16 protein-coding genes and 1 pseudogene are annotated in these 25,662 nt (G+C 67.0%); 11 read left to right on the forward strand and 6 right to left on the reverse strand.

The window, feature by feature from the left end; all coding sequences use genetic code 11:
* Nucleotides 1-21: 21 nt before the first annotated feature.
* Entirely contained in the window at nt 22-801 is a 780-nt protein-coding gene (locus ACPU2J_RS26340; protein WP_423834145.1) for an aminotransferase class IV family protein, read from the forward strand.
* 52 nt (nt 802-853) lie between these two features.
* On the forward strand, nt 854-1,717 hold the full coding sequence (locus ACPU2J_RS26345; protein ID WP_423834146.1) for an SUMF1/EgtB/PvdO family nonheme iron enzyme: 864 nt from the start codon (nt 854-856) through the stop codon (nt 1,715-1,717).
* Nucleotides 1,718-1,849: 132 nt separating this feature from the next.
* Here the strand turns inward: ACPU2J_RS26345 and ACPU2J_RS26350 are convergent.
* Nucleotides 1,850-2,092, reverse strand: a pseudogene (locus tag ACPU2J_RS26350) (lipoate--protein ligase family protein); the annotation flags it as partial.
* A 186-nt stretch (nt 2,093-2,278) separates the two neighbouring features.
* Between ACPU2J_RS26350 and ACPU2J_RS26355 the strand changes: the two are divergent.
* The gene (locus ACPU2J_RS26355) at nt 2,279-2,467 is read left to right on the forward strand and encodes a hypothetical protein (RefSeq protein ID WP_423834147.1); all 189 of its coding nucleotides are present in this window, start codon (nt 2,279-2,281) and stop codon (nt 2,465-2,467) included.
* Here ACPU2J_RS26355 and ACPU2J_RS26360 read toward each other — a convergent pair whose 3' ends face one another.
* A complete protein-coding gene (locus ACPU2J_RS26360; protein WP_423834148.1) occupies nt 2,468-2,863 on the reverse strand; it encodes a very short patch repair endonuclease in 396 nt (131 codons plus the stop codon).
* 578 nt (nt 2,864-3,441) lie between these two features.
* On the opposite strand from ACPU2J_RS26360, the gene ACPU2J_RS26365 reads away from it, so the two are divergent.
* The 8 genes from ACPU2J_RS26365 (at nt 3,442) to ACPU2J_RS26400 (ending at nt 14,014) form a co-directional block, all read left to right on the forward strand.
* Nucleotides 3,442-4,710, forward strand: a complete 1,269-nt coding sequence (locus tag ACPU2J_RS26365) for a DNA cytosine methyltransferase (protein ID WP_423834149.1) — start codon at nt 3,442-3,444, stop codon at nt 4,708-4,710.
* 247 nt (nt 4,711-4,957) lie between these two features.
* Nucleotides 4,958-7,555: a Z1 domain-containing protein gene (locus ACPU2J_RS26370; RefSeq protein ID WP_423834150.1), complete on the forward strand. Its 2,598-nt coding sequence runs from the start codon at nt 4,958-4,960 to the stop codon at nt 7,553-7,555.
* A 20-nt stretch (nt 7,556-7,575) separates the two neighbouring features.
* A complete protein-coding gene (locus ACPU2J_RS26375) occupies nt 7,576-8,568 on the forward strand; it encodes a PD-(D/E)XK motif protein (protein WP_423834151.1) in 993 nt (330 codons plus the stop codon).
* Entirely contained in the window at nt 8,565-10,451 is a 1,887-nt protein-coding gene (locus ACPU2J_RS26380) for a hypothetical protein (RefSeq protein ID WP_423834152.1), read from the forward strand. Before ACPU2J_RS26375 ends, ACPU2J_RS26380 begins: the two co-directional genes overlap by 4 nt.
* A complete protein-coding gene (locus tag ACPU2J_RS26385; protein WP_423834153.1) occupies nt 10,448-11,350 on the forward strand; it encodes a hypothetical protein in 903 nt (300 codons plus the stop codon). The genes ACPU2J_RS26380 and ACPU2J_RS26385 overlap by 4 nt, the downstream gene beginning before the upstream one ends.
* The gene (locus ACPU2J_RS26390; RefSeq protein ID WP_423834154.1) at nt 11,350-12,120 is read left to right on the forward strand and encodes a DUF6339 family protein; all 771 of its coding nucleotides are present in this window, start codon (nt 11,350-11,352) and stop codon (nt 12,118-12,120) included. Before ACPU2J_RS26385 ends, ACPU2J_RS26390 begins: the two co-directional genes overlap by 1 nt.
* 179 nt (nt 12,121-12,299) lie before the next feature.
* On the forward strand, nt 12,300-13,541 hold the full coding sequence (locus ACPU2J_RS26395; RefSeq protein ID WP_423834155.1) for a restriction endonuclease: 1,242 nt from the start codon (nt 12,300-12,302) through the stop codon (nt 13,539-13,541).
* A gap of 191 nt (nt 13,542-13,732) precedes the next feature.
* A complete protein-coding gene (locus ACPU2J_RS26400) occupies nt 13,733-14,014 on the forward strand; it encodes a hypothetical protein (RefSeq protein WP_423834156.1) in 282 nt (93 codons plus the stop codon).
* A gap of 361 nt (nt 14,015-14,375) precedes the next feature.
* Here ACPU2J_RS26400 and drmB read toward each other — a convergent pair whose 3' ends face one another.
* The 4 genes from drmB to ACPU2J_RS26420 all read right to left on the reverse strand — a co-directional run bounded on the left by drmB (nt 14,376) and on the right by ACPU2J_RS26420 (nt 25,567).
* Entirely contained in the window at nt 14,376-16,187 is a 1,812-nt protein-coding gene (drmB, locus tag ACPU2J_RS26405) for a DrmB family protein (protein ID WP_423834157.1), read from the reverse strand.
* Nucleotides 16,168-19,251, reverse strand: coding sequence for a helicase-related protein (locus tag ACPU2J_RS26410; RefSeq protein WP_423834158.1), 3,084 nt, complete (start codon nt 19,249-19,251; stop codon nt 16,168-16,170). Before ACPU2J_RS26410 ends, drmB begins: the two co-directional genes overlap by 20 nt.
* An 89-nt stretch (nt 19,252-19,340) precedes the next feature.
* On the reverse strand, nt 19,341-20,861 hold the full coding sequence (locus ACPU2J_RS26415; protein WP_423834159.1) for an NERD domain-containing protein: 1,521 nt from the start codon (nt 20,859-20,861) through the stop codon (nt 19,341-19,343).
* The gene (locus ACPU2J_RS26420; protein WP_423834160.1) at nt 20,858-25,567 is read right to left on the reverse strand and encodes a sacsin N-terminal ATP-binding-like domain-containing protein; all 4,710 of its coding nucleotides are present in this window, start codon (nt 25,565-25,567) and stop codon (nt 20,858-20,860) included. The genes ACPU2J_RS26415 and ACPU2J_RS26420 overlap by 4 nt, the downstream gene beginning before the upstream one ends.
* Nucleotides 25,568-25,662 lie beyond the last annotated feature (95 nt).

The following is a 25,662-nucleotide window of genomic DNA, read 5'->3' on the forward strand; positions in this document are numbered from 1 at the left end:
TCAACTGCCAGACTGCGCAGCATGATGGAACTCAATGGAGCCCCTGCCGATCCCGAGGCAGTGAAGGCGCTCGCGCTGGGCAACTACGGACACTTCACGTCGATGAGGGTCGAGGGCCGGCGAGTGCGCGGCCTCGCCCTGCACCTTGAGCGCCTGCAACGCGACTGCCGTGCGGTCTTCGCCACCGAACTCGACAGGGACCGCGTCCGCGAGTACATCCGCCGGGCGGTCGTCGGCCAGGACGGTTCGTTCGTCGTCCGCGTCAGCGTCTTCGATCCGGCCCTCGACATGGGTCACCCGTCAGCGCCGGCCACACCGCACGTCCTGGTCACCAGCAGGCCCACGGGCCGGCTCCCGATGCCGCCCATGCGGGTCAAGGCCGTTCCCTTCGTGCGTGACGTTCCCGCTGTCAAGCACATCGGCCTCTTCGGCGCCCTCCACGCCCGGCGTGCCGCACAGCTCGACGGGTTCGACGACGCCCTGCTCCTCGGACCGGACGAGTTGATCAGCGAGGGTGTCACCTGGAACGTGGGCTTCGTCGACAACGACGGGGCAGTGCTCTGGCCCAAGGCCGAAGTCCTGCCCGGGGTCACCATGGCCCTCCTCCAGCAGCAGCACCCCCACGTGATCACCCACATTGCGCAGCACGAAGCGCACCGGATGCAGGCCGCGTTCGCCACCAACACGAGCATCGGCGTGCGGGCCATCAGCGCGATCGACTCCACCCGGTTCCCCACCGAGCATCCGGTGCTGGCCGCCCTGCGCGACGGGTACCTGGCCACCCCCGGCGACCTCGTATAGCCGGGGGCCGGGCGTGGGAGTAGTGCGTTGGACGGGACGGGAGACGCGGGCCTTGCGCACGGCCCTGCGGATGACGGTCCGTACGTTCGCCGTGCACATCGGGGTCAGCGACCGCATGGTGTCCCACTGGGAGCGTGGCGGGGTGGGGATCGTCCCGCGCCCTTCCAACCAGTCCGCACTCGACACCGCGCTGTCCATCGCGGGCGCGGAGGCGCAGGAGCGGTTCGCTGTCCTGATCACGGAGCAGGCCGCGGTCACCACGGACCAGCGCACGGAAGTACTGCTGGCCTCAGACCCGCTCAAGTTCGTACGCCACCCGGTGGACGGGAAGCTGATGGTGCTGGTTCCGGAGGGGATCTACCTGGGTGGCGATGCCGGTGAGACGACGTGGTTACCGGCGTTCCACCTCGACGTGTCCCCCACCACGAACGCCGACTACTCCCGCTTCGTCTCGGCGACCGGGCACCCGGCGCCGCAGCACTGGGACGGACCGCGGTACCCGCACAGCCTCTTCGACCATCCGGTGGTGTGGGTGACATGGCATGACGCCGCCGCCTACGCCGCTTGGGCCGGCAAGACCCTGCCCACGAGCGCGCAGTGGGAGAAGGCCGCCCGGGGGGCCAAGGGCAACATCTACCCCTGTGGCAACAGCGCCACCGCGGCGAAGTGCAACGTGGCCGACTCGGGGATCGGGCACACGACCCCCGTCAGCCGGTACCGGAGCGGTGCCAGCTCCTTCGGCGCGTACGACCTGTGCGGCAACGTGTGGGAATGGTGTGCCACCGACTCCGCTCCCGGGCGCAAGGAACTGAAGGGAAGCGCCTACGTGAGGCCCTCCACGACCGCCTCGACCGAAACGTGCGGCAGGTATCTGAGAAGGACAGCGAGAGCAAGCAGTTCTTGGGGGCGGGGATGAAGGTGGTGGCAGCCGCTGGTGCGGCCGCTCTCGGACTGGGCGTGGTGTTCGTCGGCGGCAAGATCGCTGGAGGGAGCGAGGACGATTCCGAGGAATCCCAGTAGGACTGTGACCCGCAGGGTGGGGGCCAGCCCGCCGTCCGGCGGTCACCTCGGCGGTGAGCACCTCGTCCAGCGCCATGTGCAGAGCCGGGCCCCGGTGCCCCACGTGCACCAGCCGCCAGTCGTAGTCGCTCCACTCGGTCGCGCGGGCCAGGGCCCGCCGGACGGCGATGCCGACTCCTTCCGCGGTCAGGCCGAACATCACGGTCGACTCGGGCAGGGCCGCCGTGATCCGGGCCACCAGACCCGTGGCGTCCGCCAGGGAGGGGTGCCCTCCGTCCCGGGAAGCCCCTCGCGATGATCTTGATCGGGATGTGACGGGGCTGCCTGGCGTTGGGTCTCATGAGCGATTCGCGTCTTCGTGAGCGGAGTCACTTCCGCTGCGCTACACGATTCGGAGCCCTGAACGGAGGATCTGACGGAATCGATGGGCCCGGTGGATGTGTGGCACGCTGAGAGGATGATCAGAGAACCCGCCGAGACCGCCATCAGTGAAGACGGAACCGTCGAGCTCCCCATGGGGGTCATCGTCGAGGCCGGCCTGTCCGTCGGGGCGCGGCTGCTGGCGTACAGCGACGGGGACGGCAGGATCGTCCTGCGCCGAGCGGAAGACGCCATCGACGACCTGCTGAACGGTCATACCCTCTGATCACTTCGCGGCGTCTGCCTCCCGGCGCGCCTCTGTGACGGTCTCGATCACCAGCCGTGCCACCTCCTCGGCGGGCACGTGTTCCCAGATCCGTAGCACCTTCCATCCGGATTCCTCCAAGAGGCGGGTCGTCTCCGAGTCGCGAGCCCTGTTCTTCTCGAACTTCTCCGCCCAGAAATCCCGGTTCGTCGCAGGGGTGCTCCGATGTTCCGGAAATCCGTGCCAATAGCAACCATCGACGAAAACCGCCACTTTCGCCTTGGTGAACACCACGTCCGCTGTACGTCGGAGGGACGCCACCGGTCGAATCGACACCCGGAACCGGAGTCCTGCGCGGTGCAGGAGAGAGCGGAGTCGCAACTCGGGCTTCGTGTCCCTCGCCTTGTTCGCCCGCATCGACTTCCGGGAGCCGGGCGATGACGCCCACGATCCCGCCGGAATCGACGTGTCCGCGAGCAATCCGGCGACGCGGGCCAGTCGCCACCCCTCGCGCAGGTTCGCCGCGCGAGGGGGGGGCGGTCGACCTCGCCCAGAGGGACACTGGTCGCTCGGCCGTCGACGGACCACCGCAGTACGGCGGTCACCCGTGTACCGCGGGCGGTTCGGCGCAACACGATCCTCGCGGGCCGCAGGTCACCTCCGCCGACGTCCACCAACCGGCGGTCGGGGCCTCCGGCGCTGCGTACCTGTTCACGGGCCCGCTGTGTTCTGTCGAGTCCGGGACGCACACGCCAGGAGCGGTCGGACACCACCTTCTCTTGCACTCCGTGTGTGCCCTTTCCCACCACTGATCTCACCGGTTCGTTGTAGAACCGACTTCCGGGTCGACGATACGGCTCCACGACGTGGTCGTGGCAGGGTGCCGACTCGCGCCTTCAGGCCGAAACAGGGGCCGGCGCGACAAGCCGTTGAGTAGTACTGTTGATTTGAGGTCTGTGTTGTCCAGGGTGTACCTGGCCGGCTAGAGTGCGTCCATGGCCGCCGACACCGACTCCCCGACCAGCAGATTCAGCTCAACCGACGATGACAGAGTCTCGTCCGTTGGCTTCCGCATGATCGATCTCTTCGCGGGGTGTGGTGGTCTGACCAAGGGATTCGTGGACGCCCGGCACGACGGTCGAGCGGTGTACGAGCCGATCGCCGCAGTCGAGATCGACCGCGCGGCGGCCGCGACTTACGCGGCCAACTTCGGTCCGCACGTCTACCAGGGCGACATCACGGCCTGGGTCCGGAGGGAGGCCGGCATCCCTCGCGCGGACATCGTGCTCGGTGGTCCGCCGTGCCAGGGCTTCTCGCGCCTCGGTAACCAGGATCCGTCGGATGAGCGGAACCAGCTCTGGCGCCAATACCTGGCGGTCGTCCACGAGGTGCGGCCGAAGATTTTCGTGATGGAGAACGTCGACGCCTTCAGGAAGTCCCCCGAGTTCCAGCTCCTGATCGATGAGGCGACCCGGCCCGGAGGGCTTCTCAAGGACTACATCATTCGCCACGAACTCGTCAGCGCCGACGAGCACGGCGTTCCGCAACGTCGAAGGCGGACCATTCTCGTCGGAGCCCGTAAGGACCTTGTGGCTCCCGGGTCGGGTGAACGGCTCGAAGAACTGTCCGAATGTGATCTCCTGAATCTCCTCTTCCCCACCCCCGGTCAAGATGACCCGGTCACGGTATGGCAGACGATCTCGGATCTCATTCTGAAGAAGCTCGATTCCCAATTGCCTGAACGTGAAACAATGATCAACGGAACCTCCATTCAGGGTCCGTTTCACATGGGCGAGCTTCACCTTCGTCGGAACGGCATCACGGCGCACTCGCTGAAGCGCTATTCCCACATCCCGGAGGGTGGGAATCGTTTCGATATCCCCTACCATCTCCTCTCCAACTGCTGGAAGAAGCACAAGGCGGGGTCCGCGGACGTTATGGGTCGCCTGTACAAGGATAAGCCCTCAGTGACCATCCGTACCGAGTTCTTCAAGCCCGAGAAGGGCCGCTATCTCCATCCGTGGCTCCACCGCCCCATCACGCACCTGGAGGCGGCTCTACTGCAGAGCTTCCCAATGGACTTCAAATGGTGCGGAACCCGGAACGAGATCGCCCGACAGATCGGCAACGCCGTCCCCGTCGGCCTGGCGCGCGTCATCGCCGAACACCTCGCGCCGCTTCTCCTCGCACAGCCGGTCGAGCGCCCGAGGCAGCCGGCGGAGCGGGACCTGCGTTCCGAGGAACGTGTTCTGGTGGAGGCCTGACCTCGTCGACGGTTGGACGCGACCGATGCGGAGTCTCGACCGGCACGAGCTGAACCGGACGCCTGGAAGGCGTATCGGCTTGTCGCAGACGGTGAACGAAGCGCATCTCTCCCGCACGACGACCGAGGTCCGTGCGTGATCGAGAGGCGGATCGGCTGAACCAGGCCTTCCTGTACGGTCGTCTCGTCGTCGCCTGGTCGGAGCGTCCGGTTCGACCAGGCGAGGTGTGGTGGGGGAAAGGGGACCCGTGAACGAGTTCGACGCGCAGTACGACGCCTTCCGGAAATTGATCAAGAGCCAGACGCCGGAGCAGGCGCTCGGGACGATCAGACTTTTCGGCATGAGCGACGATCTCGCCAAACGCATCGCCGAGCGTCATCAACGGGAGACCATCGAGATCCGGGACAAGCGACAGCCGGGATCGGTGGTCCGCAACAACCGTGAGACCTGGTACGTGGGTCCTCAGGAGGGTGACCGTTGCTGGCCGGCGTTGCACGACCTTCTGAAGCGAGAGTCGTCCTGGGACGATGACGGGCTCCGGGCTCTAGACGCCGCGTCCACCAAAGTCGTCTCCATGCTCGATCACCCCATGGAGAAGGAGTTCTCCACCCGCGGACTGGTCGTGGGGTACGTGCAGTCGGGCAAGACCACCAACTTCACGGCTCTGATCGCCAAGGCCGCAGACGCCGGGTACAAGTTCTTCATCGTCTTCGCGGGAATTCACAACGGCCTCCGCCGGCAGACGCAGATTCGGCTGGAACGTCAACTCGTCGATCCCGTCATCGACCAATGGCATCCCCTCACCGGGGCGGAAGGCGACTTCGAACCGCCCGCGGGCAACCCGGCCGCCTTCTTCACTTACAAGAGCCAACAGCACGTCCTCTGCGTGGTGAAGAAGAACGTGCCGCGGCTCACGAAGCTGAAGGAATGGCTCGAGAAGGCCCCCGACTACCTGAAGAACTGCCCGACGCTCATCATCGACGACGAGGCCGACCAGGCCAGCATCGCGTCCAAGCGGACGAACCCCTTGATCCGCGAGATCATCGACCTCTTTCCACGCGGCGGCTACATCGGTTACACCGCGACCCCGTTCGCGAACCTCCTCATCGACCCGACGGCCAAGGACCTCTATCCCGAGGACTTCGTCGTCAACCTCCCCAAGCCACGTGGGCATTTCGGCACCGAGGTCCTCTTCGGTCGGGAACCGCTCGACGGTGAGGACCCTCAAGACGTGCCGGACGGATACGACATGATCCGTATCGTGCCGGAGGACGAGATTTCGCTCGTCAAGCCCGGTCGTGACGAGATCGAGGGCTTCTCGCCGGAGATCGACGGAGCCCTTCGCACCGCCGTTCACTACTTCTGGCTGGCCACCGCCGCGCGCAGGGTGCGCGCACGAGGAGTCCCGCACTCGACGATGCTCGTCCACACCAGCGTCAGCACCCTGGTCCACGAGAGTTTCAAGCGACCTCTCGAGCGCTTCCGTTCCACATTCTCGGAGCTGCTCCGGGCCGAAGACCCCTCCCTGCTCGACGAGCTGCGCGAGTTGTGGGACGAGGAGACCGCCCGTGTGCCGGGGGAGGAGCCCGATTTCGGGGAGGTGAAGGTGCCCTTCGAGTGTCTTCTCCCGAAGCTGGCCGGTGTCGTCGACGACTGCCGGATCATCCTGGACAACTCGAAGAGCCTGGAGCGTCTCGACTATGAGACCGGTGCGGTCGTGGCGATCGCGGTCGGAGGCAACACCCTCTCGCGCGGCCTGACCCTCGAGGGCCTCGCGGTCAGCTACTTCGTCCGCGGTGCCTCGACCTACGACACGCTGCTTCAGATGGGCCGTTGGTTCGGGTTCCGTGACGGCTACGCCGACTTGCCGCGCATCTGGATGACCGAAGAACTGCGTGAGTGGTTCCGTCACATCGCCACTGTCGAATCGGAGATGCGCCGGGACATCGAGCTCTACATGGTCGAGGACAAGACACCGCTGTCCTTCGCAGTCCGCCTCCGCAACCACCCCGCACTCCGCATCACCGCCGCGGCGAAGATGCGCGACGCGGTCAAGGTCAGCGCGTCTTACGGAGGCCAACGAGTCCAGACCAGCTACTTCCACACCGACGACTCCGAGTGGCTGCGCGGCAATCAGGCTGCGGCCGGCAAGCTCGTCGACCGAGCCCTCAACATCGCCGGCGCCCGGCACGAGGACCTGTCCGGCGCGGGCCGACACGTGTTGCGCGACGTTCCGTACGACATGGTCCTCGCCTTCCTCGAGGACTACCGCTTCCACGAGAAGTCGATGGACTGCGACGCGGGACTGCTTCGCAGTTACGTCGAGCGACGGGTCAAATCCCGCGGCGGCGGAGCCCTGAAGCGGTGGAACGTCGCAGTCATCGGTAATCCACTCAGCGGTTCCCCTGAAACCAGGTACGAGTTCGCTCCCGGAGTCGCAGTGGATCGCGTGTTCCGCGCGAAGCTCCCGAGTGGCCCCGACGCCGCCAACATCAAAACGCTCATGAGCCGCAGGGACGCGGGAGTCGACCTCGACCTGAGCACGCTCGACGAGGTCACCGAGGGCGCGCTCAAGCAGGCGCGTCGGATCCAATGCCCGGAGACCGCCCTCTTGACCCTCTATCCGATCGACAGGGTGTCACCCACCAGGCGTCCCCGCCGACAGGCGCTGCACGCGGTCGATCACGTCATCGGCGTCGGGCTCGTCTTCCCGATGGCCGGGGGAGAGGACAGCGAGGTCGAGTGGTACAGCGCGGACCTCTCGAACGTGGTCGTCGAGGAGGACGAGTTCGGCGTGCTGGGCAGTGACGAGTTGGAGATGCTGCTCGAGGACGACGTCCGGTGACCACGGCCGACCTTCGTATGGTGCTGGAGGACCACTGGAACCGGCTCGGGGCCGAGCCGGTTTCCGTCGGGCACGTGTTGAGGACCTCCGCTCTGCCGGTGGTCACCGCCCACGGGCCGCTCCTGGCGGCGGTCGACCGCGAGGGACGGCGGCATCTCCTGGTGCCGCTCAAGGTGCGACAGCGTGTAGCCGTCGGCTCGGTCAGTGCGTCACTCCGGATAACGGAGCGTCCGCTCGAGGACGAGGACGGGTACGGACGTTTCGCCGACGTCACGTGTACGAGCCGTGAGCTCGACGACGTGTTCACCGGACTCTGCAGGGACGTCCTGGTGGCGGTCGAGGCTGACGGCGGCCGTCCGTACCGGACCGCTCGCGCGGTGGTCGAGCGCTGGAAGCTGCTCTTCAGCAGGGGGCCCCGTTCTCTGACGTGTGAGCAGACGGTGGGGTTGTTCGGTGAGCTCCACGTCCTGGTGCGCTTGCTGGAAGGTGATCCCGGAGCCGTGCGTCACTGGGTCGGGCCCACCGGTGGGCGACACGACTTCTCCGACGGCCTGCACGCGGTGGAGGTGAAGAGCACGGTCACGAACTCGGAGCGCCGCGTCTTCGTCGTCCACGGATTGGATCAGCTGGAGGCGCCGGAGGGAGGGGATCTCCTTCTCGCCTGGCAGCGCTTCGAGCCGAACCCCGGAGGCAGCACGCTCGGTGAGCTCGTCGACCGTGTGGCGGACCTGTGTGACGATCAGTCCGAGCTGCTCTCCAGGCTCCGCTCCGTCGGTTACCGTCTGTCCGCCGAGGAGGACCAGGACGGATTGAGGCTGTCCCTTGCCGAGGACCGCTGGTATCGCGTCGACGAGGACTTCCCTCGGCTCACCACGGCCTCGATGCACGCCGGAGCGGTTCCGGCCGGGGTCCTCGACGTCCGGTACACGGTCGACTTGGCCGGTACCCGTACGAGTCCTGTCGACGAGGTGACGGTCGGCGACTTCCTCGGGCGTGTAGGGGAGACGACGTGACCACGTCGCCACGGTGGCTGTCCGAGTTGTACGGGCCCGGGGGCGGCGGGGCGGCGGAGGGCATGCTCAGGCACCTGGACGCCACCGAGATGGACCCCGTGTCACTGCTGGTCCGCGAGTCGGCTCAGAACAGCTGGGACGCTCGGGTCGGAGACGGACCGGTCGACTATCGGATCGGATTGCGCACGCTCGGCCCGAGCGAGGCGCCGGTGTGGCGTGAACTCCTGTCGGAGAACGCGCCCTCCGTCGAGCACCTCCGGCTGCGTTCGTCACTCGCCCACCCTGTCGTCCGCGTCCTGACGGTGACGGACACGGGCACTAAGGGGCTCGGCGGACCGACTCGCGCAGACGTCGTCCCCGACGGTGAATCGGACTTCGTCTCCTTCGTCCGCAAGACCGGCAGTTCCCAGGATCTGAGCAGCCGCGGCGGAACCTACGGCTACGGCAAGGCGGTCTTCCACCTGGTCTCCAGGCCGCACACCGTTCTGGTCCACACTCGCTGCCGGGTCGGACGCCGGTACGAGACACGGCTCATCGGCTGGGCCGTCCACGAGAGTTACAGCACGGACACCGTCGACGGCCCGAAGACCTTCACGGGTCGACACTACTGGGGGCGCGTGCAGGACGACTACGTCGAACCTCTGGTGGGAGAGGAGGCCGACGAGGTCGCCCGGAAGCTGGGGCTCAAGGCGTTCCCGCTGGACGGCACCGGCACCACCGTCGCGATCGTCGACCCGGATCTCGGGGAGCGGGACGACGGCGAGGCGATGCAGTGGATCGTCGACGCCATGATCTGGAACCTATGGCCCAAGATGCTGCCCGAGGGCGGGGACGCTCCCATGCGGTTCACCGTCACCCGCGACGGAGTCGAGGTCCCCGTTCCCGGCCCTTCGGATGTACCGCATCTTCGCCCCTTCCTGTGGGCTCACGGGGAGATGGACCGCATCGTCGAGCACAAGAGGTTGGGACGGACTCTCGGGCGCATGGGCGTGCGCAAGTTCATCGCGCCTCCCGGCCCTCCGCCGATAGCCGCGCAAGAGGCGGGCTTGGGGGACCGGCTACACCACACCTGTCTCATGCGTCCGGTGGATCTCGTGGTGCGATACTTCGCGGGCCCACCCTTCTACGAGGAGCACGGCGGATATGCGGCGGTCTTCCGGGCGGACCCCGGGATGGATCGAGTGTTCGCCGCGACCGAACCCGCCAGCCATGACAACTGGATGGTCGACAGACTGCAGGGCGAGGATCGCCTGCTGGCGAAGCACGCTCTCAGGAGGATCGCCGATGCGATGAAGGAGGCCTCTGTTCCGACCGCGGTGGTCAACAACGCCGGCGACGGGGTCTCCTTGGCGGGTATGAGCAAGCTCATGGCCGGGCTCATGGCCGGCACCCCGGGCCAAGGCGGTTCAGCCGTCTTCGCCGTAGAGCCTGCAGCCGGTCCTGCCGGTGCGGACGGGCGATGGTCGGATGCAGGACGCCCGACTGATGGCGAGGGTTCAGGGGCGGCGGATCGGAGCGGGTCGAGGGGCCAAGGGAGACGCGGAGCGCGGTTGCGCTACCTGGACGACCCTTTCCACGACACCGTGGACGGGAAGACGGTCCTCGTCCAGCGCTTCGAGCTCCTCGACGTCGGCGACCAGGCGGTCCGAGCTCGATTGGCCGTGGCCCTCAGTGGCGCTTTGGGAAGAGAGGGCGAACCGCCCAAGGGTGCGTCCGTCCCCACGGTGCTGGGGTGGCGGTCCGACACGGGAGAGGTTCGCACGGTTCCCGAACTTCACGTGGCGGGAGGGGACGGCAGGATATGGTCTCTCGTGGTCCGCCCGGCCCCCGACACCGTCACCGAGATCGCCGTGACCTCCGAACGGAAGGACGGGTCGGGGTGAATCGTCGCGCCTACCCCTACAGACGCCCTCATCCAGGCGCCGTCACCACCGACGGCTGGCTCCTCAAGCAGGTCGAGGGGGAGGGCGTCCCACTCCCGCCCTCGGTGGTGGACTGGGACTACCAGCGGGATCTGGACTTCGAGTGCACGGTGGACGTCGATCTCGACAAGGTCCGAGAGACCGCGGCACTGCCGCCCGAAGCCGAACTCGCTCTCACGGTCGTCTGGAGTTCCTCCGGTTCAGGACTGCGCCTGCTCGCGGTGGACAGACCACTACAGGGCGGAGGGACCCGATCGGTGCATCTGGCCTTCACCGTTCTCGGCAGGGAGAGCGGTGGCGTGTTGTCGATCGAGACCCAACTCGTTCTGCGGAAGCACCTGGACAACCCCGACCCGACCGGCCCCCAGCGGGCTGGCTCCATCCTCTGGCAGCGGGTAGCCCGGATCCGTCTGCAGGGTGACGCCTCGCAGTTCCCGATGGCCGTCGTGGATTTCAAAGGCACGGGCTATCCCGAGAACGCCCCCTGGTACCTGGACATCGGGTCGAATCTCGAGGCGGCGACCATGGGCGCGGTACTCCTGCTCGTCAACAGCAGGACCCCCCTCGTCCTGGAAGCCGTACGCAAGGCGGAGAAGGCGACACATGCAGAGAAGTTGATCCACTCGGCACTCCGCCAAGACGTCGTGCGCCTCATGATCGAGCACGCCATCGGCCACGAGGACCTGGACGACGAATCGAGATTCGAGGCGGACACCCTCGGTCACACACTCCTTGGAGTGGTCCGCGGTCATCTCCCCGACATGACTCTGGCCGCACTTCGCAACATGCGGCGCAGCGACCCGTCCCTGCTCGCGGCCCGAGTGCAGAGCGCCGTCGGACTCTTCGCCAAGGAGGCGTGATGGTCCACCTCTTCCCCCGCCTCCTCCCCGGTGCGGCCGGGAGTCTACGGGAGGCGTATCTCGGAAAGTCGGCGGAGGAGCTGCGAAGCCGTGCGGACCTGTCCCACACCGCGATGTTCTACGCGGCTACGGGTGGCGTCAGGCTGCCCGTGGAGCGGCTGAAGGACATACGCGCCGAGATCCTTCGATTGGCTGAGGATCGGGGTTTCCCCGCCCCGCACAACCGTAGACAGGCAGCCACCTTCGACATCGCGGTCGCCGAGGTCCTGCACAGGGATTCGGGGATCATCCCGGCGGAGGCCGTCGCGGGTGATCTGTGGGCCTTCCTCTCCCTCGTGCTGATGCCGGACGTCGCCGCCTGGCGGTACTCCGACCTTCACCGAGACCGTGTCCTTGGCACCGACGTCACCCGACACGTCTTCGGTCGACTCTGGTGGCGGGCCCACCTCGTCCACGACAGTGGAGCCGAAGAGGGAGACCTCTACGTCGCCCTGAACATCCTCGGCGAATCGGCCTTCGACCAGATCTACGCCCGCCGCACGTCCATCGGCGGCAGCCCTGCGCTGGTACGCGGCATCCTCAGAGTCTGGGAGGGGATCGACGTGCCCCGGGACGAGGTGAGGGAACGTGACCTCCTCCGGGACCTCCTGATGAGGGTGTTGCGGCTCCAGGCGTTCGTCTCGTTCGATTCGTTGACGGCGGACGATCTGGACGAGGAACTCGGAAGACTGGCCGACGAGTCGCTTCGAGCGCTGACCAATCGTGTCTGACGGTGGCGCTCTCGTTCCGCGAGCTCTGCTCGCACTTGTGGGTGAAACAGACTCGCGTGGTGGAGCAGGACATCGACGGCACCGACGACTGTCAGACAGTGGTGGGAGGGGTGTGACGCGTGGGTAGGACGATGCGGATCGGAGAGGTCCTCCGCTACACCAGCGAGAAGGACTCCACGGTGCCCGTCATCGACGGATGCCCGAACTTCCACTTCCTGACGGACAGCCCGGGCCATCTGCGAGCCCTCTTGGAAGCCGGGATCAACGGTATGCGCAGAGTACGGACCGACGGCGGCGAACGCCGACCGGCCATCCTCATCCGGTCCAGCCCCTGGAAGGCCGGCAGCGTTCAGACGCCCTGGCATGACGTGTTCGACCTGGATAGCGGCCACGTCCGCTACTTCGGGGACCACAAGGTGGGATCGCCGGGGGCACCGGACGGAAGTAAGGGGAACGCGGCGCTCCTCGACGCCTTCGAAGGCCACCAGGCGCCTACGGCCGAAGGCCGGGCCAAGGCGGTGCCGCTCCTCCTCCTCCTCCGTTCCGTGACGAGCAACGGCAAGCCCAAGGGGCACGTCGAGTTCTGCGGCGTGGGTGTCGTCGAGCGCGTCGAGCGGATCGTGCAGTGGGCCGGCCGGGAGCGCACCACCTTCACCAACTACGTGTACGACATCGCGGTGATGAGCCTCACGGCGGAGGACGAGCGGCTCGACTGGGACTGGATCACCGCCCGCCGTGACGGCCTGGCGGACGCCGAGGTCCTCTCCGTCGCACCGAAGGCATGGCGGGAGTGGGTCGAGCACGGCCATGCCGCGCTTCCCCGGGTGCGACGACGCGTGGCCCGCTCGAAGGTCGAGAAGGTCCGAGAGCAGCGCCCGGTGACCGGTAGCGCCGAGGAGAGAGACCTCCGCCTCGTGTACGAGCACTTCGACGGTCGCAAGCACGACTTCGAAGTCCTCGCATCGGCCGTGGCCGCCCGCATCCTCAGGCGGGACGGCCACGCGTACCGTGAAGGATGGCTCACCCGCCTCTCAGGTGACGGCGGAGCCGACTTCGTCGGGAGGCTCGACCTCGGGACGGGCTTGTCGGGCACCAGTCTGGTCGTGCTGGGGCAGGCCAAATGCATCCTGCCCGCGAGTAACGTCTCAGCGGAACAGATCGCCCGTGTGGTCGCGCGCCTCCGCCGCGGTTGGATCGGCGTATACGTCACGACCGGCTCCTATTCGGAGGCGGTTCAGCTGGAGATGGTCGAGGACCAGTACCCGGTCCTCCTCGTCAACGGACGGGATCTGTTCCGCGAGATCCGCGCCATGGCGCGTGACGACCACGGGGGAGAACTCATCGCCTGCGTCGAGCACCTCGTCGACCATGGTGCCATCCCCGTCGCCCATAGGAGATCCGAGGAGATCCTCCTCCTGTGAGACACATGGCGACTCCCTATGCGGATGGCGGTTTCGTCCATACCCTTGTGAAGGCTGGAGTTGTGTCGGAGCAGTCGGTGAGGACGGTGGCGTATGTGCAGTGGTCGACTCTCCGATCGCATCGCGAGGAGCCGGTCTGATGAAACGCTCATAGGTGTCGAGCGCTCGATCGGCCTTCTCGGCAGGGGCCGGTGATACCGGACAGCGGCGAGCCGATCCAATCAGACGTGCCCGCGGGTGCCGCGTTCTGGACGCCGGATCCAGGAGAGCTGGAAGAGCGTGACTCGATAGGCTATTTCCGTGACGTCTGGCTGCTCGGCCATGTCGAGCGTCACGAGGCTGCGGCCGTCGCACGGGATGAACACGAGCTCGTCCGGATGGCGGACAGTTTCGCTGGTGATCACGAAGAATTCGAACGAATTCTCCTCGCGTTCGATTACTCGGATGCGGATTTCATCCCCGCGAAAGGTTGAAGAGTGCACCGGGAGCTGACGAGTTGTTCGGGTACGCCGATTCGCCGGGCTTCGTGGATCTCGGTGGGTTGGAGACGGGTGTCGCCGGGTTGTCCTACGCCCTTGCGGCGGTCGGGTGCATCCCCGCTGCGAGTTGCAGATGGCACCCCGGTCGTCGTTCCTGGGCCCCCAATCCCGTCGTCTACCTGGCAGCGGATCGTCCTACCGTCGAGCGGATACAGCCCCACGTCAGAGCGGCTGGATGCGGCTTCGGATTGGACGCAAACCGCCCTGAGCTACTGGTTCTGGGCGGTCCGTCCGTCGCGAACACCGTGGAACTCGCACGTCGCCTGATCGAGGCTTGACTTCCCACTGCTCCGCTCTACGAGTCGATACCGCGCCGAGCCTGATCGAGTGCGTGCTCGAGGAGGCCGGGCACGTTCCTTCCGCCGAGAACGAGCTGACGGTCCAGTAGTCGGTTTCCCGTTTCACATGAGGTCTCGCTGACGAGGGCGCATCCGTGACAGGCTGACAGATTCAGCTGTGTCGAGCCCTGCCTGTCGCTCTCGATGCACACCGGGTCGTTCGAGCAGACGTCCGCGTCGCTCAGCGCGGCCAGCAGCAGCGGGAGGATCTTGTCCGGTGCGCCCAGCCGTACGAGCCCGCCGAGCGTCCCCTGCGCATCCCCGGAAGCCGTGTAGATGAAGATGCCCGCAGTGCGGTCCGGTCGATCGGAGTGTGCGTATACGCGCTCCTGCAGAGCCGCCGACGCGTAGCCACTCGCGAATGCGAGTCTGCGGATCAGCAGGTGGGAGATGGTGTGAAGCGCGACGTACCGCGGCTCGGGTACATCCAGGCGCTGGGCCCACGGGGTCGCGTCCCTGCGCTGCGCCAGGATGTCGGCCCGCGCACGGACCTCGGGCAGGATCTCCCACTCGGACATCCACTGCTCGTCGAACCGGAGGAAGATCCCCTCCCCGAACGTCTCGACGGCGGGATAGACGGGCCTGCGCCGCCGGTCGGGACCGAGATCGGCGGAGATGAAGTCGGCGTCGGCGTCGTGACGTCGGAATCCGCGCAGCGCCCTGACCTCGCGGACGCGGCGCACCTGGCCCACACCGAGGAGTCGGCTCGTGAGGGCCGAGTACGTCTCCGAAACGGCGGCCGTCCGCCAGCCGTCGACGACGAAGTCGCCCGCGCCGTGGTCCCTGCCGTTCTCGAGCTTCCGGAGGAAGGCCGCCCACTCGCCGTCCTTGAGGTCGAGGAGCGGGTCCTCCCCCGAGTCCCCTCCGCCGGCCGCGAGGGCCAGGACGTCTTCCGGCGACACCCCGTCGATCTCGTCCGCGATCCATCCGGCCACCAGCTCCGCCTGAGGACCGCCGTTGTCGGCCACCACCTTCTCGAAGTACACGTGGCCGCGGATCAGGTCCGTCGTTCGCGCGGACCGGGGGCGTTCCTCCGGGATGTCGAGCGCCGACAGCCGATCCGCGATGTAGTTGCCGGTGGCACCGCGCTGAACGGCGACGAGGCGGTGATCGCAGACGCGATCGGGCTTCGGTTCCTCCCATGGTTGGGCGCCCTCGCAGTGGATGCCGTCACGGTGCAGCGACTCGCTGCCGACCAGTTCGGAGAGCGGACGGGTCCGACTGCACCCGGTGCAATGGATCCGGAGCGACCCCAGCCCCTCTCCGAGCTGAGACGAGCGCACGAATTTCAGTTCCTTGTAGGCGCGGCAGAACCGCACGGCGTCGCTGACGCCTCCGTCGTTGCCGCGGTGCGCCCACTTGAACCAGGGGACGTCCTGGATGTGACTGCCCTTGCGGCACACCGCGACGTAGCGCATGGGCACGAGCGTCCCACCGCACTCGCAACTGTTCGTGAAGCGGCCTTTGCTCTTGCCGCTGAACTGGGAGAGCCTGGTGCACCTCTCGCAGAACCGCCACGCCGGGAACCGCCAGTAGAGCAGGTGCGGGGTCCCCTTGGCCGCGCGCCCGGAGTGAGCCGGAGCCTGGCGCAGGACGCCTGCGCCCAGTCGCGAGAGGAGCCGTTCGCAACTGATCTCGGGAGCCGACTTACGGTCCCACCACGAGGTGTCGGGCGCGATCAGGGACTCACCGAGCACATCGACGATGGCTCCCACACCGAACGGTGAGAGCGTCTCCGACAACCTCAGGTCATGCAGGACGCGTTCCACGGTCGTCTCCTTCCATCGGTTCACGGACCTGCACGGCGACTTTCGGCTCGACCGACCGCATCGAGTCGGCGACGAGCCACCCCTCGCCCGACTGGCCGAACCGCTTGAGTAGAGCGTCGTCGTCCGATTTCCTTCGGTCGTACGACAGCGTGGATCCGGCCTCCCGCGCCATGCGCGCACGGCGATCCCAGTCGCTCAGGAGCAACCGCAACTCCTCCGCGGTCTCCTCGACCTCCATGCCCTCGGAGCGGTTCACCAGATCGAGGAAGGTCGCGACGAGCCCTTCGATCGCCTCGCGCATCCGATGGTCGGAGAGGTCGAGGCGCGACGCGTCGTCGTTGTCGGCGAGGGTGGAGAACGACTGTCTCAGCAACGCTACGAGCGCGCCGGCCAACGATCGCCCACGGGACGCCACGGACCAAGGGGTGACGCTCGTCGGCTCGACGCTGCGGTAGAGAGCTTCGTGATAGCCGCGGAAGGTCTCGAAGTGCGAACGGTCGCGCGCCCGGTTCGAGCGGAACAGCGTGGTGACGATGCCGTTGTTGCGCCCGCGCCCGACCCTGCTGGTGGCCTGGATGTACTCGGCGGTCGTCTTGGGCTGGCCGACCATCAGCATCAGCGCCAGCCGGGGGATGTCGATTCCCACGGACAGCATGTTGGAGGACAGGACCACGTCGACGGCCCCTTCGCCGTCGTCCACGCTTCGGCCCAGTTCACGCAGGTCGTTGGGAAGTTCCTCAGGACCACGCCGACTGGTCAGCTCGAGTACCCGGTCCGCCCGGATGCGTCGCACCGGCAGACGCAGACGTTCCGATCGTACTTCGAGGCGCCCGTTCACGTCGTCGACGATCAGGGTCCCCGAGCGGCCGAGCTCACGAAGACTGTTGTGATACATCACGGCCGTCCAGTAGGAGTCCCGTGTCGCACCCGGATCGGTCGCTCCGGCGAGCACCTCTGGGATCTCGACCATGGGAGCGGTCGCGGCGATGACCGCGGAGACCTGCGAGAGGGACTGCGGCATCAGGCCGATGTACAGGCGACCCTCGCCGCTCTCGACAGGGCGCGAGAAGAAGGTCCGGTCACCGTCGAGCCCTGTCGGTGGATACAGGGCGACGCTACGTCCGTACAACCCGCGGACCTGCTCGTCCGATGCGCGGATCGTGGCTGTCGAGGCGACGATCTTGGGGGCTGATCCGTCTCTGCTCAGGAGCATCTTGATCACTGCGTCGAAGACGGCGACTGTCGTGCCGAGCGGACCCGACAACAGGTGCAGCTCGTCCTGAATGATCAGCGACGGCTGTCGGAAGGGCGTGTTCAGACCGAGGAGGCTACCGGCCTCCGGCTTGAACTGGAGACGGGCGAACTTGTCCACCGTGGCCAGCAGGATCGTCGGCGGTTCGTCGTAGAGGACGTCGTCGACCACCCCCACGGGCAGTTCGTCACGGAACAGACAGTCTCCGCGGGTGCAGTGGATGGCGACGTCGCGGCCGATGGGTCGGAAGCCGTACTGAGCCCGGTCGTGAGCCTTCGCCTGAGGCAGGAGCGACGCGCCGCACCACGGGCAACTCTCGACCTGGAACTCGTTCGCCTCCTTGGGACGGGAGGCCTTGTGCAGGCGCTCCAAGGCATGCCTGGCCTCGACCCTCGTGGCAGGGGTGACCTCGTTGCCGACCCACAGGCCGATGGAGAACCGGGCCATGCCTTTCGCCCGCGGGTCGTCACGCCGCAGGATCTCCATCGCGCAGACGAGGGAGGCCGCGCGCTGGAACTGCTGTGCCGTCAGGAGACGTAGCGTGTAGCGGGTGATCACCGCGGTACCGGCGCCGGCGGATCCGTGGACGAGGCGGCGCCGGAAGATCTCGATCGCCGCCAGTCCCAGATACGCCTCCGTCTTCCCGCCCCCGGTCGGGAACCAGATCAGATCGACGAGTTCCCGGTCGTCGTGCCCCTCGTCGACCGTCGACGCGAGGGAGACCAGCAGGAAGCCGAGCTGGAAGGGGCGCCAGCCGGGTTCCTTCACCGTGGCCGGGTCCTCACCGCTCTTGACCGCCGTCTGACGCAGCTGGAGGCGCATCGCGGCCATGCCGAGCGCGAACGCCCTCCTCAACGTGTCGTTCTCCGTATCGCGCAGCAGGTCCACACCGGCCTCCATGCGGCGTACGGCGGTGCGCGCCCGCCGGGTGATCGACCGGGCGACCGGAGCGTCGTCCCCGTACTCACTGACACGGTCCTCCTGTTCCGCGACCCAGTCGGAGAAGGACTCGACGAATACGTCCAACGTCGACAGGACCTCGGCCGTGTCAGTGTCAATCCGTTCCAGGAGGTCGAGGCGGAGCGCTCTTGCAGCCTCGGATTCCGGGGCGAACCCGGTGGTCTCCACCGCGGGGACGACGTACGCCGGCACGGGATCGAGGAACACACGCGTACAAGCGCCGTCGTGCAACTCCCAGTCGGCCGCCATGCCGTGGCCGACCGCGTACACCCTCTTGTCCCGGTAGCGCAGGCGTAGCTCGGCGGATTCGTCGTCCAGGTCGAGCGACCGTATACCGTCGTACTCGCGGATCTGTCCGCCGTGGGCGGGCGTCACACTCAGGGAGACCTGGAAGAGCATCAGGGCGATGTCGGACCGGTCCTTGCCCGTCGACCGGGACAACACACGCGCGTGCACCGTCACGAGGTGGGCGTCACCATACGGGCGCCATCTCGAACCGATCTCCAGCTTCACCTCTCCCGCCCGGATCTCGTGCGGGGGCCTGTCGCCGGACAGCTCGACCCCTTCGAAGCGGAAGGGACGGCGCTGCCAGCGCGGAGGCCCGTCGCCTGTCACCGGCTGGTAGGTGCCCCCTGAGAAGTCGCACAGGACGGTGTCCCGGTCCGTGACGAAGGAGATCGCCACTGACGAGGGGCGCCAGTCCTCGGCCAACGGCACACCCGCGCCGGACTCCTCCACCTCCCCCTCGGTGACATCACCCATGACCGCCGTCCCACCGTCGCCCACCTCGGCGTCGGGCTCGGACGAACCGGCGGGGAACAGCATCCCGACGGCGTACTGCCGGTCCGGCATGTTGGTGACGACTTCGTCCTCGCCGCCGTCCGGTCCGATGTACGCCTTACGAAGATGATCCAGTGCGAGGTGCTGTGCCCTGGTCCTGCTCATCCTGTCACCGCCCGCTGGGGGAGAAGCTGCTGGAGACGTCGACGGTCTTCCTTGGTCGCGACGATGTGAAGGGAGACGCGGGCACGTGTGACCGCCACGTAGAAGGCCGCCGTCCCGGCGTCGTCGTAGGTCTGGGGGAGATCGCAGACGACTACGTGCTCCGCTTCGAGACCCTTCGCATGCCTCGGGCTCGTCACGATGTGACCGCGGGGTGTCTCGCGGGGAGCCGTGTCCGAGGTCGTGCTGATGATCCAGACGTCTTTACCGGGGACCCCGTCGGCCAGCAGCCGTCGCGCCACGGCGTCGGCCGCGGCGAGGCCTGCCTCCGCGTCAGGAGTGTGCCATTGGACCCGCTCCCCGTGAACGATGCCCGGGTCCCCGACGTCGGCCCCGAGGTATTCCTGCACGACGTGCACCATCGCCCGCGTGTTACGGACGTTGAGGTCCAGGTCGACCGAGAGCGCCTCGGGTGCGATCAGCTCGAAGACGTCCCGGTCGAAGCCGCCGTCGACGTGCGCCTGGTTGTTCATGTCGAGGAACATCCGCCATCGACCGCCGGCCCGTCCACCGCCGACGACACCGTCGAGCCTGTCCATCGCCTCCGCAGTCATCAGGTCCTGCGCCTCGTCGACGAACACGGTGTCGTAGTTTTTGGTCGGTCGCAGCTCGTCGAAGGGGATCACGTCGATGTCCCGTTCGGTCACGTGCGGGGTGAAGAAGCGCACGAGCCCTGGTGACCGGAAGGTCACCAGTACCGTCCTCCCTTGATCCGCCTCCTGCTTGGCCGCTTCGACGAGGACGATCGACTTGCCCGTCCCGGCGCCTCCGAAGACCATCACCCGGGGATTGCGCGCGAGTGACGCGAGGACCCTGGCCTGGCTCGCCGTCGCACGGTTCTGCTCCTCGATGACCGCTCCGCGCTGAGCGTCGATCACGGGCATCCGGGTGAACTCGCCAAACAGCCGGCTCCGGAGGTCCTCGATCCTCGCGAGCTTTCGGCCAGCCGGAGGTTTCCGCGAGGTCGTGGCGATGGAGTCGAGCGCACCGGTCATGTGCTCGATGCTCATGGCGTCCTTCGCCAGCCAGTGGGTCGGCCGCCATTCGACCGAGTGCGGAGGCGACTCGGTGTCGGGCGTGACGACGACGGCCTCGTGGGCGAACCAGCCGATGCCCTCCTCCTGGAGGATGTCCCGCAGCGCGTGCATGGCGGAGCGGGCCTGCTCCATCGGGGACCCCGACAACTTGTGCCAGTCGTCGCGACGGTCGACGCTGTACCAGGCTCCGTCGAACTTCCGGACTCCCCCACCCTTCACCTCGACGAGGATGACGACGTTCTTCCACAGGATGACGAAGTCCGCCTCCGCCTGCTGCTTGTAGGCGTGTGACCGCAACTTCACCGAATGGAAGGCGACCGCATCGGGGTCACCCTCGATGTCCCGGAGCAGACGGGCGACCCTGCGTTCGGCGTCACTGCCGGCGTTCCTCTCGATGTCGGTGAGATCGGGGACGAGGATCACGCGCGCTGTTCCTTCCAGAGGTCTTCGTACTCGCGGTATCCGAGCAGATCGTTGACATCGCCGAAGTTGTCCGCCATGTCCACGATGAGACATTCCTCCTTGCCGCCGTTGGCGGGGCCGCGCAGACCGCGTCCGGCCATCTGGATGTACGCGTTCGGGCTGAAGGTGGGACGGGCGATGTAGAGGGCGCGGACGCCGGGGGCGTCGAACCCCTGGATGAGCAGGTCGCAGTTGGCGAGGACGCGGATCTCGTTCCTCTTGAACTTCGCGATGACGTCGCGACGCTCCTGCCTGCCGGTCTGCCCGCTCACCGCCGCCGCCTCGACCCCGCGGTACCTCAGGGTCGCCGCGAGGACCTGAGCCGAGAGGACGTTCGGAGTGAACACCAGCACCGGCCACTCCCGGTCCAGGCCCATGATGTGGTCGACGAGCGTCGCCATGCGGGCCTGATCCTGACCGATGCGTTCCATGACGCGGGGACTGATCCTGCGCTGTTCCGTCGCCTCGGCGATCTCGTCCGGCAGGAGCTGGACGTCGATTCCGTCGAGTACCCGGTGCTCTACCCGAGCGAGGACCCCGAGCTCCGCGAGCTGTCTGTACGCGTCCGAGCCGAAGGCGTCGAGCTTGCGGTTGCCGAACCGGTTGACCAGAGCTCTGGTCGCCGTGTCTGACTTCCCCTTGAAGGGCGTCGCGGAAAGACCGACCAGGGGCCGGGCCCAGCCGCGCCCGGCCACACCGAGCCACTCCAGGATGCGCGTGTACCGCTCCGAACCGCCCGCACGGTGCCCTTCGTCCACGATGACCGCTGACGCGTCCGCGAGCCACGCGTACTCCGGACTGCCGAGGACGACGTCGAGCTTGGCGTCCGTCGCGACGATGAGACTGAACTCGGTGTCCGGCTCGTGCACGGTGTTGCGTTCCCAGAGCCGCCCCACCGTCAACGGACGCTCGTCCGCGAGCCCTCGCCAGACCGTCGTCCAGGTCTGCACCGCCTGTTCGCACAGCTCCAGTGACTGTGCGATCCACAGGACCGGCCCCCGCAGGTCGCCCTCGATGAAGAGTCTGAGCACGGTCTCCGCCGCGACACGCGTCTTGCCCGCGCCCGTGGGGAGTTCCACCATCGCCTTCAGGTGGCGTCCGTTCGAGTCGCGTAGTACGAGGACGTCCTTGAGCTGCCGGCTGATCTTCTCCTGGAATTCGTGTAGCGGGTCCAGTCTCACGGCTCCGGGGACGACGAATTCGTGCTCCTGGGGGTCGCTGCGGCGACCCGCGTACTTGGTCCCGAAGCCCATGTCCCGCAACCACGAGATGGTCTTGGGACTTCCGGCCCAAGCGCTCGGGACGTTGTCGAAGCCCTCCTGCCGGAACAGGTGGGCGAGCTGCCTTACCGAGTCCGATCCGTACACCGTGAGGAAAAGTTCGGAGACGGAGGCGTCGTCAGCGAGTAGTCCCTGCGTCTCCAGAGCCTGCCACAGCCCCTTGGGCAGGGCGTCCCGCAGGTCGTCGGGCCCGAAGTAGACGTCGAGTCGTTCGGCGTCGGTGGCGGCCGCCTTAGCCTCCTGCTGAAGCCCTTGAAGATGGTGATCCAGGCCCCGCCTGAGCACGTCTTCGAGGTCGGCGTTGGTCAGACGCAGTTCGAACGCTTCATTGACGTGGCCGAGGAGCCTCCGCTCGTCGACATCGTCTCGTACGACCAGAGCCGACCCGTCCAGGTGCCATGGCAGTGGCTGGTCTTCGACGCCGTCCTCCGTGGTCACCCGCTTGACCACCTGGATCGCGCGGATGACCGTCGCATTGGTCAGGCTGTGGGCGACGTGTGTCCTACGCAGCCCGGTGAAGAGGTCGAGGACCCGCTCACTCTCCTGCTCCCCGTCGATCACCATTGAGAACGCGAAGCTGTCTTCGAATCTCCGGCAGCCCACCGAATTCACGAGTTCCAGTGCCTGGGCTTCCGTCACCCGCAGGTATGGACGCTGACGCGAGGAGAGGAAGTTTTGCTGGTCGTCCGTCGTGGCGAGATAGACCGACGCGGGTGGACGCGACTCGATCGCGCGTTTCACTCGGGCGGGGATGCTCGGAGGGCGGCCGTCCGGATGGGCGATGCGGCACGCCGTCGTGATGAACTCGACGAGGAGGTCGTCCTCCATGTTCGGGGGGAAGAGCTCCGCTGCGAGGGCTTCCCTGAGCACCTGCACGGGTACGGATCCCAGTTCATTCGGAAGGCCCAACGTCTCGGCGACCCGGCGCGGTCCACGGAACAGCGGCAGGAGTTTCTCGTATCTGACGAGAGACGGAGCGACGACCTCAGCCGGGGTCCGGTAACCGCGGGTCGACTGGAGCAGACCTGCACGGTCCACCGCCCAGCGAACCGGTGACGGCACGGGATGGGTTCGGCCCGTGTCGAGATCCTCGCAAGTCCAATCGACATCGCCGATCTCGAGCAGGCCGACGGTCCAACTCTCGCGCAACTTCGCTGACGCGTTCGAGTCGAGCAGGATGGGTAGCACGGAGAACGGGCCCGGACCCTCGCCGGGGAGGAAGTCGATGTTCTCGATCGGCCGTTCGCCTGGTCCCTGGGTCTCGTTGAGCATCGCCACGACCCATTCCCGGTACTGCTCGAGCGCCGGTTCGTCTTCAAGGGGGTAGCAGCTCCTGGGCGCACGGACCACACCCAGCTCATACGTCACCTCGGGCATGCACCGCCGACGGTCCAGCGTCACCGCGTCATGCTCGTCGCCCAGGGGCTCAGGAAGGTCGAGGACCTTGTGGGGCCAGGTCCAACCACCGTCATTGGTAGGCACCTTGACGGTCAGTGGATGGCCGGCCAGCACTCTGCCCGCGTCGCGCGGAGGCAGGCCGAGGACGGCCTCCCAGAGTTTGGTGAGTTCTTCGTCTCCTGAGGAGCTCGAGAGCGCGGCCAGGCGCGCATTGAGTATCGCGCGCGGGTCCAGATCCCGGAAGCCGACCCTCCTGAGACCTTCCTCGACACCGGGCCGGGCCAGGAAACCGGGGGAGACGAAGACCGCCCCCTCGATCTCGACCCCCTCCTCCTGGTGCAGGAAGACGACGTTTCTGTCCGCCAGTGACCGCATGCCTTCGGTGGTGGGGACGACCTTGGCCTGCTCGACGTCGGACTGCGGCTTGTGCCCGAGCGTGAACTTGAACGCGTTGGAGGAGGACACAGGGTCCGGTCCGTCGGCCCACTCGCGAAGCCAGGAGAGGAGACCGCGCTTCGGGAGTTCCTCCAGGGCCCGCTTCACGTCCCTGTCCGTGGCGTCGATGCCGCCGTGCGGGCTCGCGGAAGTGAACAGCTGCCGTAGACGAGTGACACGCTGCGACGACGTGTAACACCGCCAATGCGGCACGTCGGTGGCAGTGTGCACGGAGATGGTCCACGCGCGGTGGACGTCCGGGTGAACCTGGACGGCGAAGTCCAGGGGGCGCAGAGCGCCGGCGTTCACCAGCGCCCCCGTGGCGTCGGGAACCATGTCGGCACTCGCCGCGATCTCCGGCACATGCGCGCAGAGCAGTTTGTCGCCGAACGACAACGGCTCCCGCCCTCGCGCGGGCATGTAGTCGAGGTGAGCGGCTGGATCGTCGGGTTGCCTGACCTGCGGCAACAAGTCGACGAACATATCCGAGAGCGTTGCGAGGATCTCCCGGTTGTAGTCGTTCTTCAACAACGTGGTCCGGTCGTCGTTCACGCTCCATGGAGCGTTGAAGAGCGCGGACGCCGACGTCTGGTCCTGAAGCGGGAAGTAGGACCAGAACCGTCCGACGCGCTGTCTCGCCTGTCGTTTCGGGATCGCGACGGTGACCTTGACCTCCGTACGCGAGACGGCCTCGCCGACGTCCCTGCGCGCCGCCGCGGACGGTGCGTGCATGCGGTCCGCGACGATCCACTCGTCGCCGCCGCCGTCCGGGGTCTCGATCTTGTAGACGCCGCCGCCGAAGTCGCGGGACGTGTGGCTCGTCTCGAAGCCGTCGACGCCGAGCACCCTGAGCCTGACCTGCCGAACGGCGCCGACGAAGAGCAGGAACTCCGAGGCGAAGGACTCGATCTCTCGACGGAGCCGGTCGAGGTTGGACGCGTGAGGCAGCTTCACGACGCTGGAGGCCCACTCGGCGAGATCCGCGAGGACGGGGTCTTCGCCGAACACGGCGAGCGGGTCGATGACGGTGGGTGTACGCAGGATCGGATGACGTTTCGCAGTGGGTGCGATCCGGCCGATCTCGGTTCGAGCTGTGCGAGAGTTGAACTCGAACGACACCGAGCGGCTGAAGACCTGAGGCGCGTCCGACACGGCCAGGACGGACTTGAACCCCAGCCCGAAGCGCCCGATCTCGTCCCCTCGTTTGCCACTGAGATGCGCGTGCGTGATCGCGGTGATCCCGTTCCTGGAGAACGGGCGACCGGCGTTGGCGCAGTAAAGAGTTCGATTCTCCGGGTCGAGGACGATCTCGACCCGGCCCGCGAATCCGCTCTGGTCGTCGCTGACCCCCGACATCGCGTCGGCGGCGTTCTGAACGAGTTCCAAAAGTGTTCGGTTGGCGTATCCGCCGACCCGGATGGACTCCTCGTGATTGGCGTGCTCGGAGACGAGGTAGGCATTGGCCCGGTACGAGGCGAGGGCTCTGTCGAACTGATCCCCCACTTCCCGCACGAGACCTGGGTCCGGTGTCCAGGACTGCGGTGTGACCGTCATGAGCGACCGCCCCTCATATCGAAGGCGTCCGACTCACCGGTGGGCGCAGGGCCGCTCTGATCAGCTCGAACCATGTTCGGACCGAACCCGATCGG

This window comes from Streptomyces manipurensis (assembly GCF_049570255.1).
GTDB classification, from domain to species: Bacteria; Actinomycetota; Actinomycetes; order Streptomycetales; family Streptomycetaceae; genus Streptomyces; species Streptomyces manipurensis.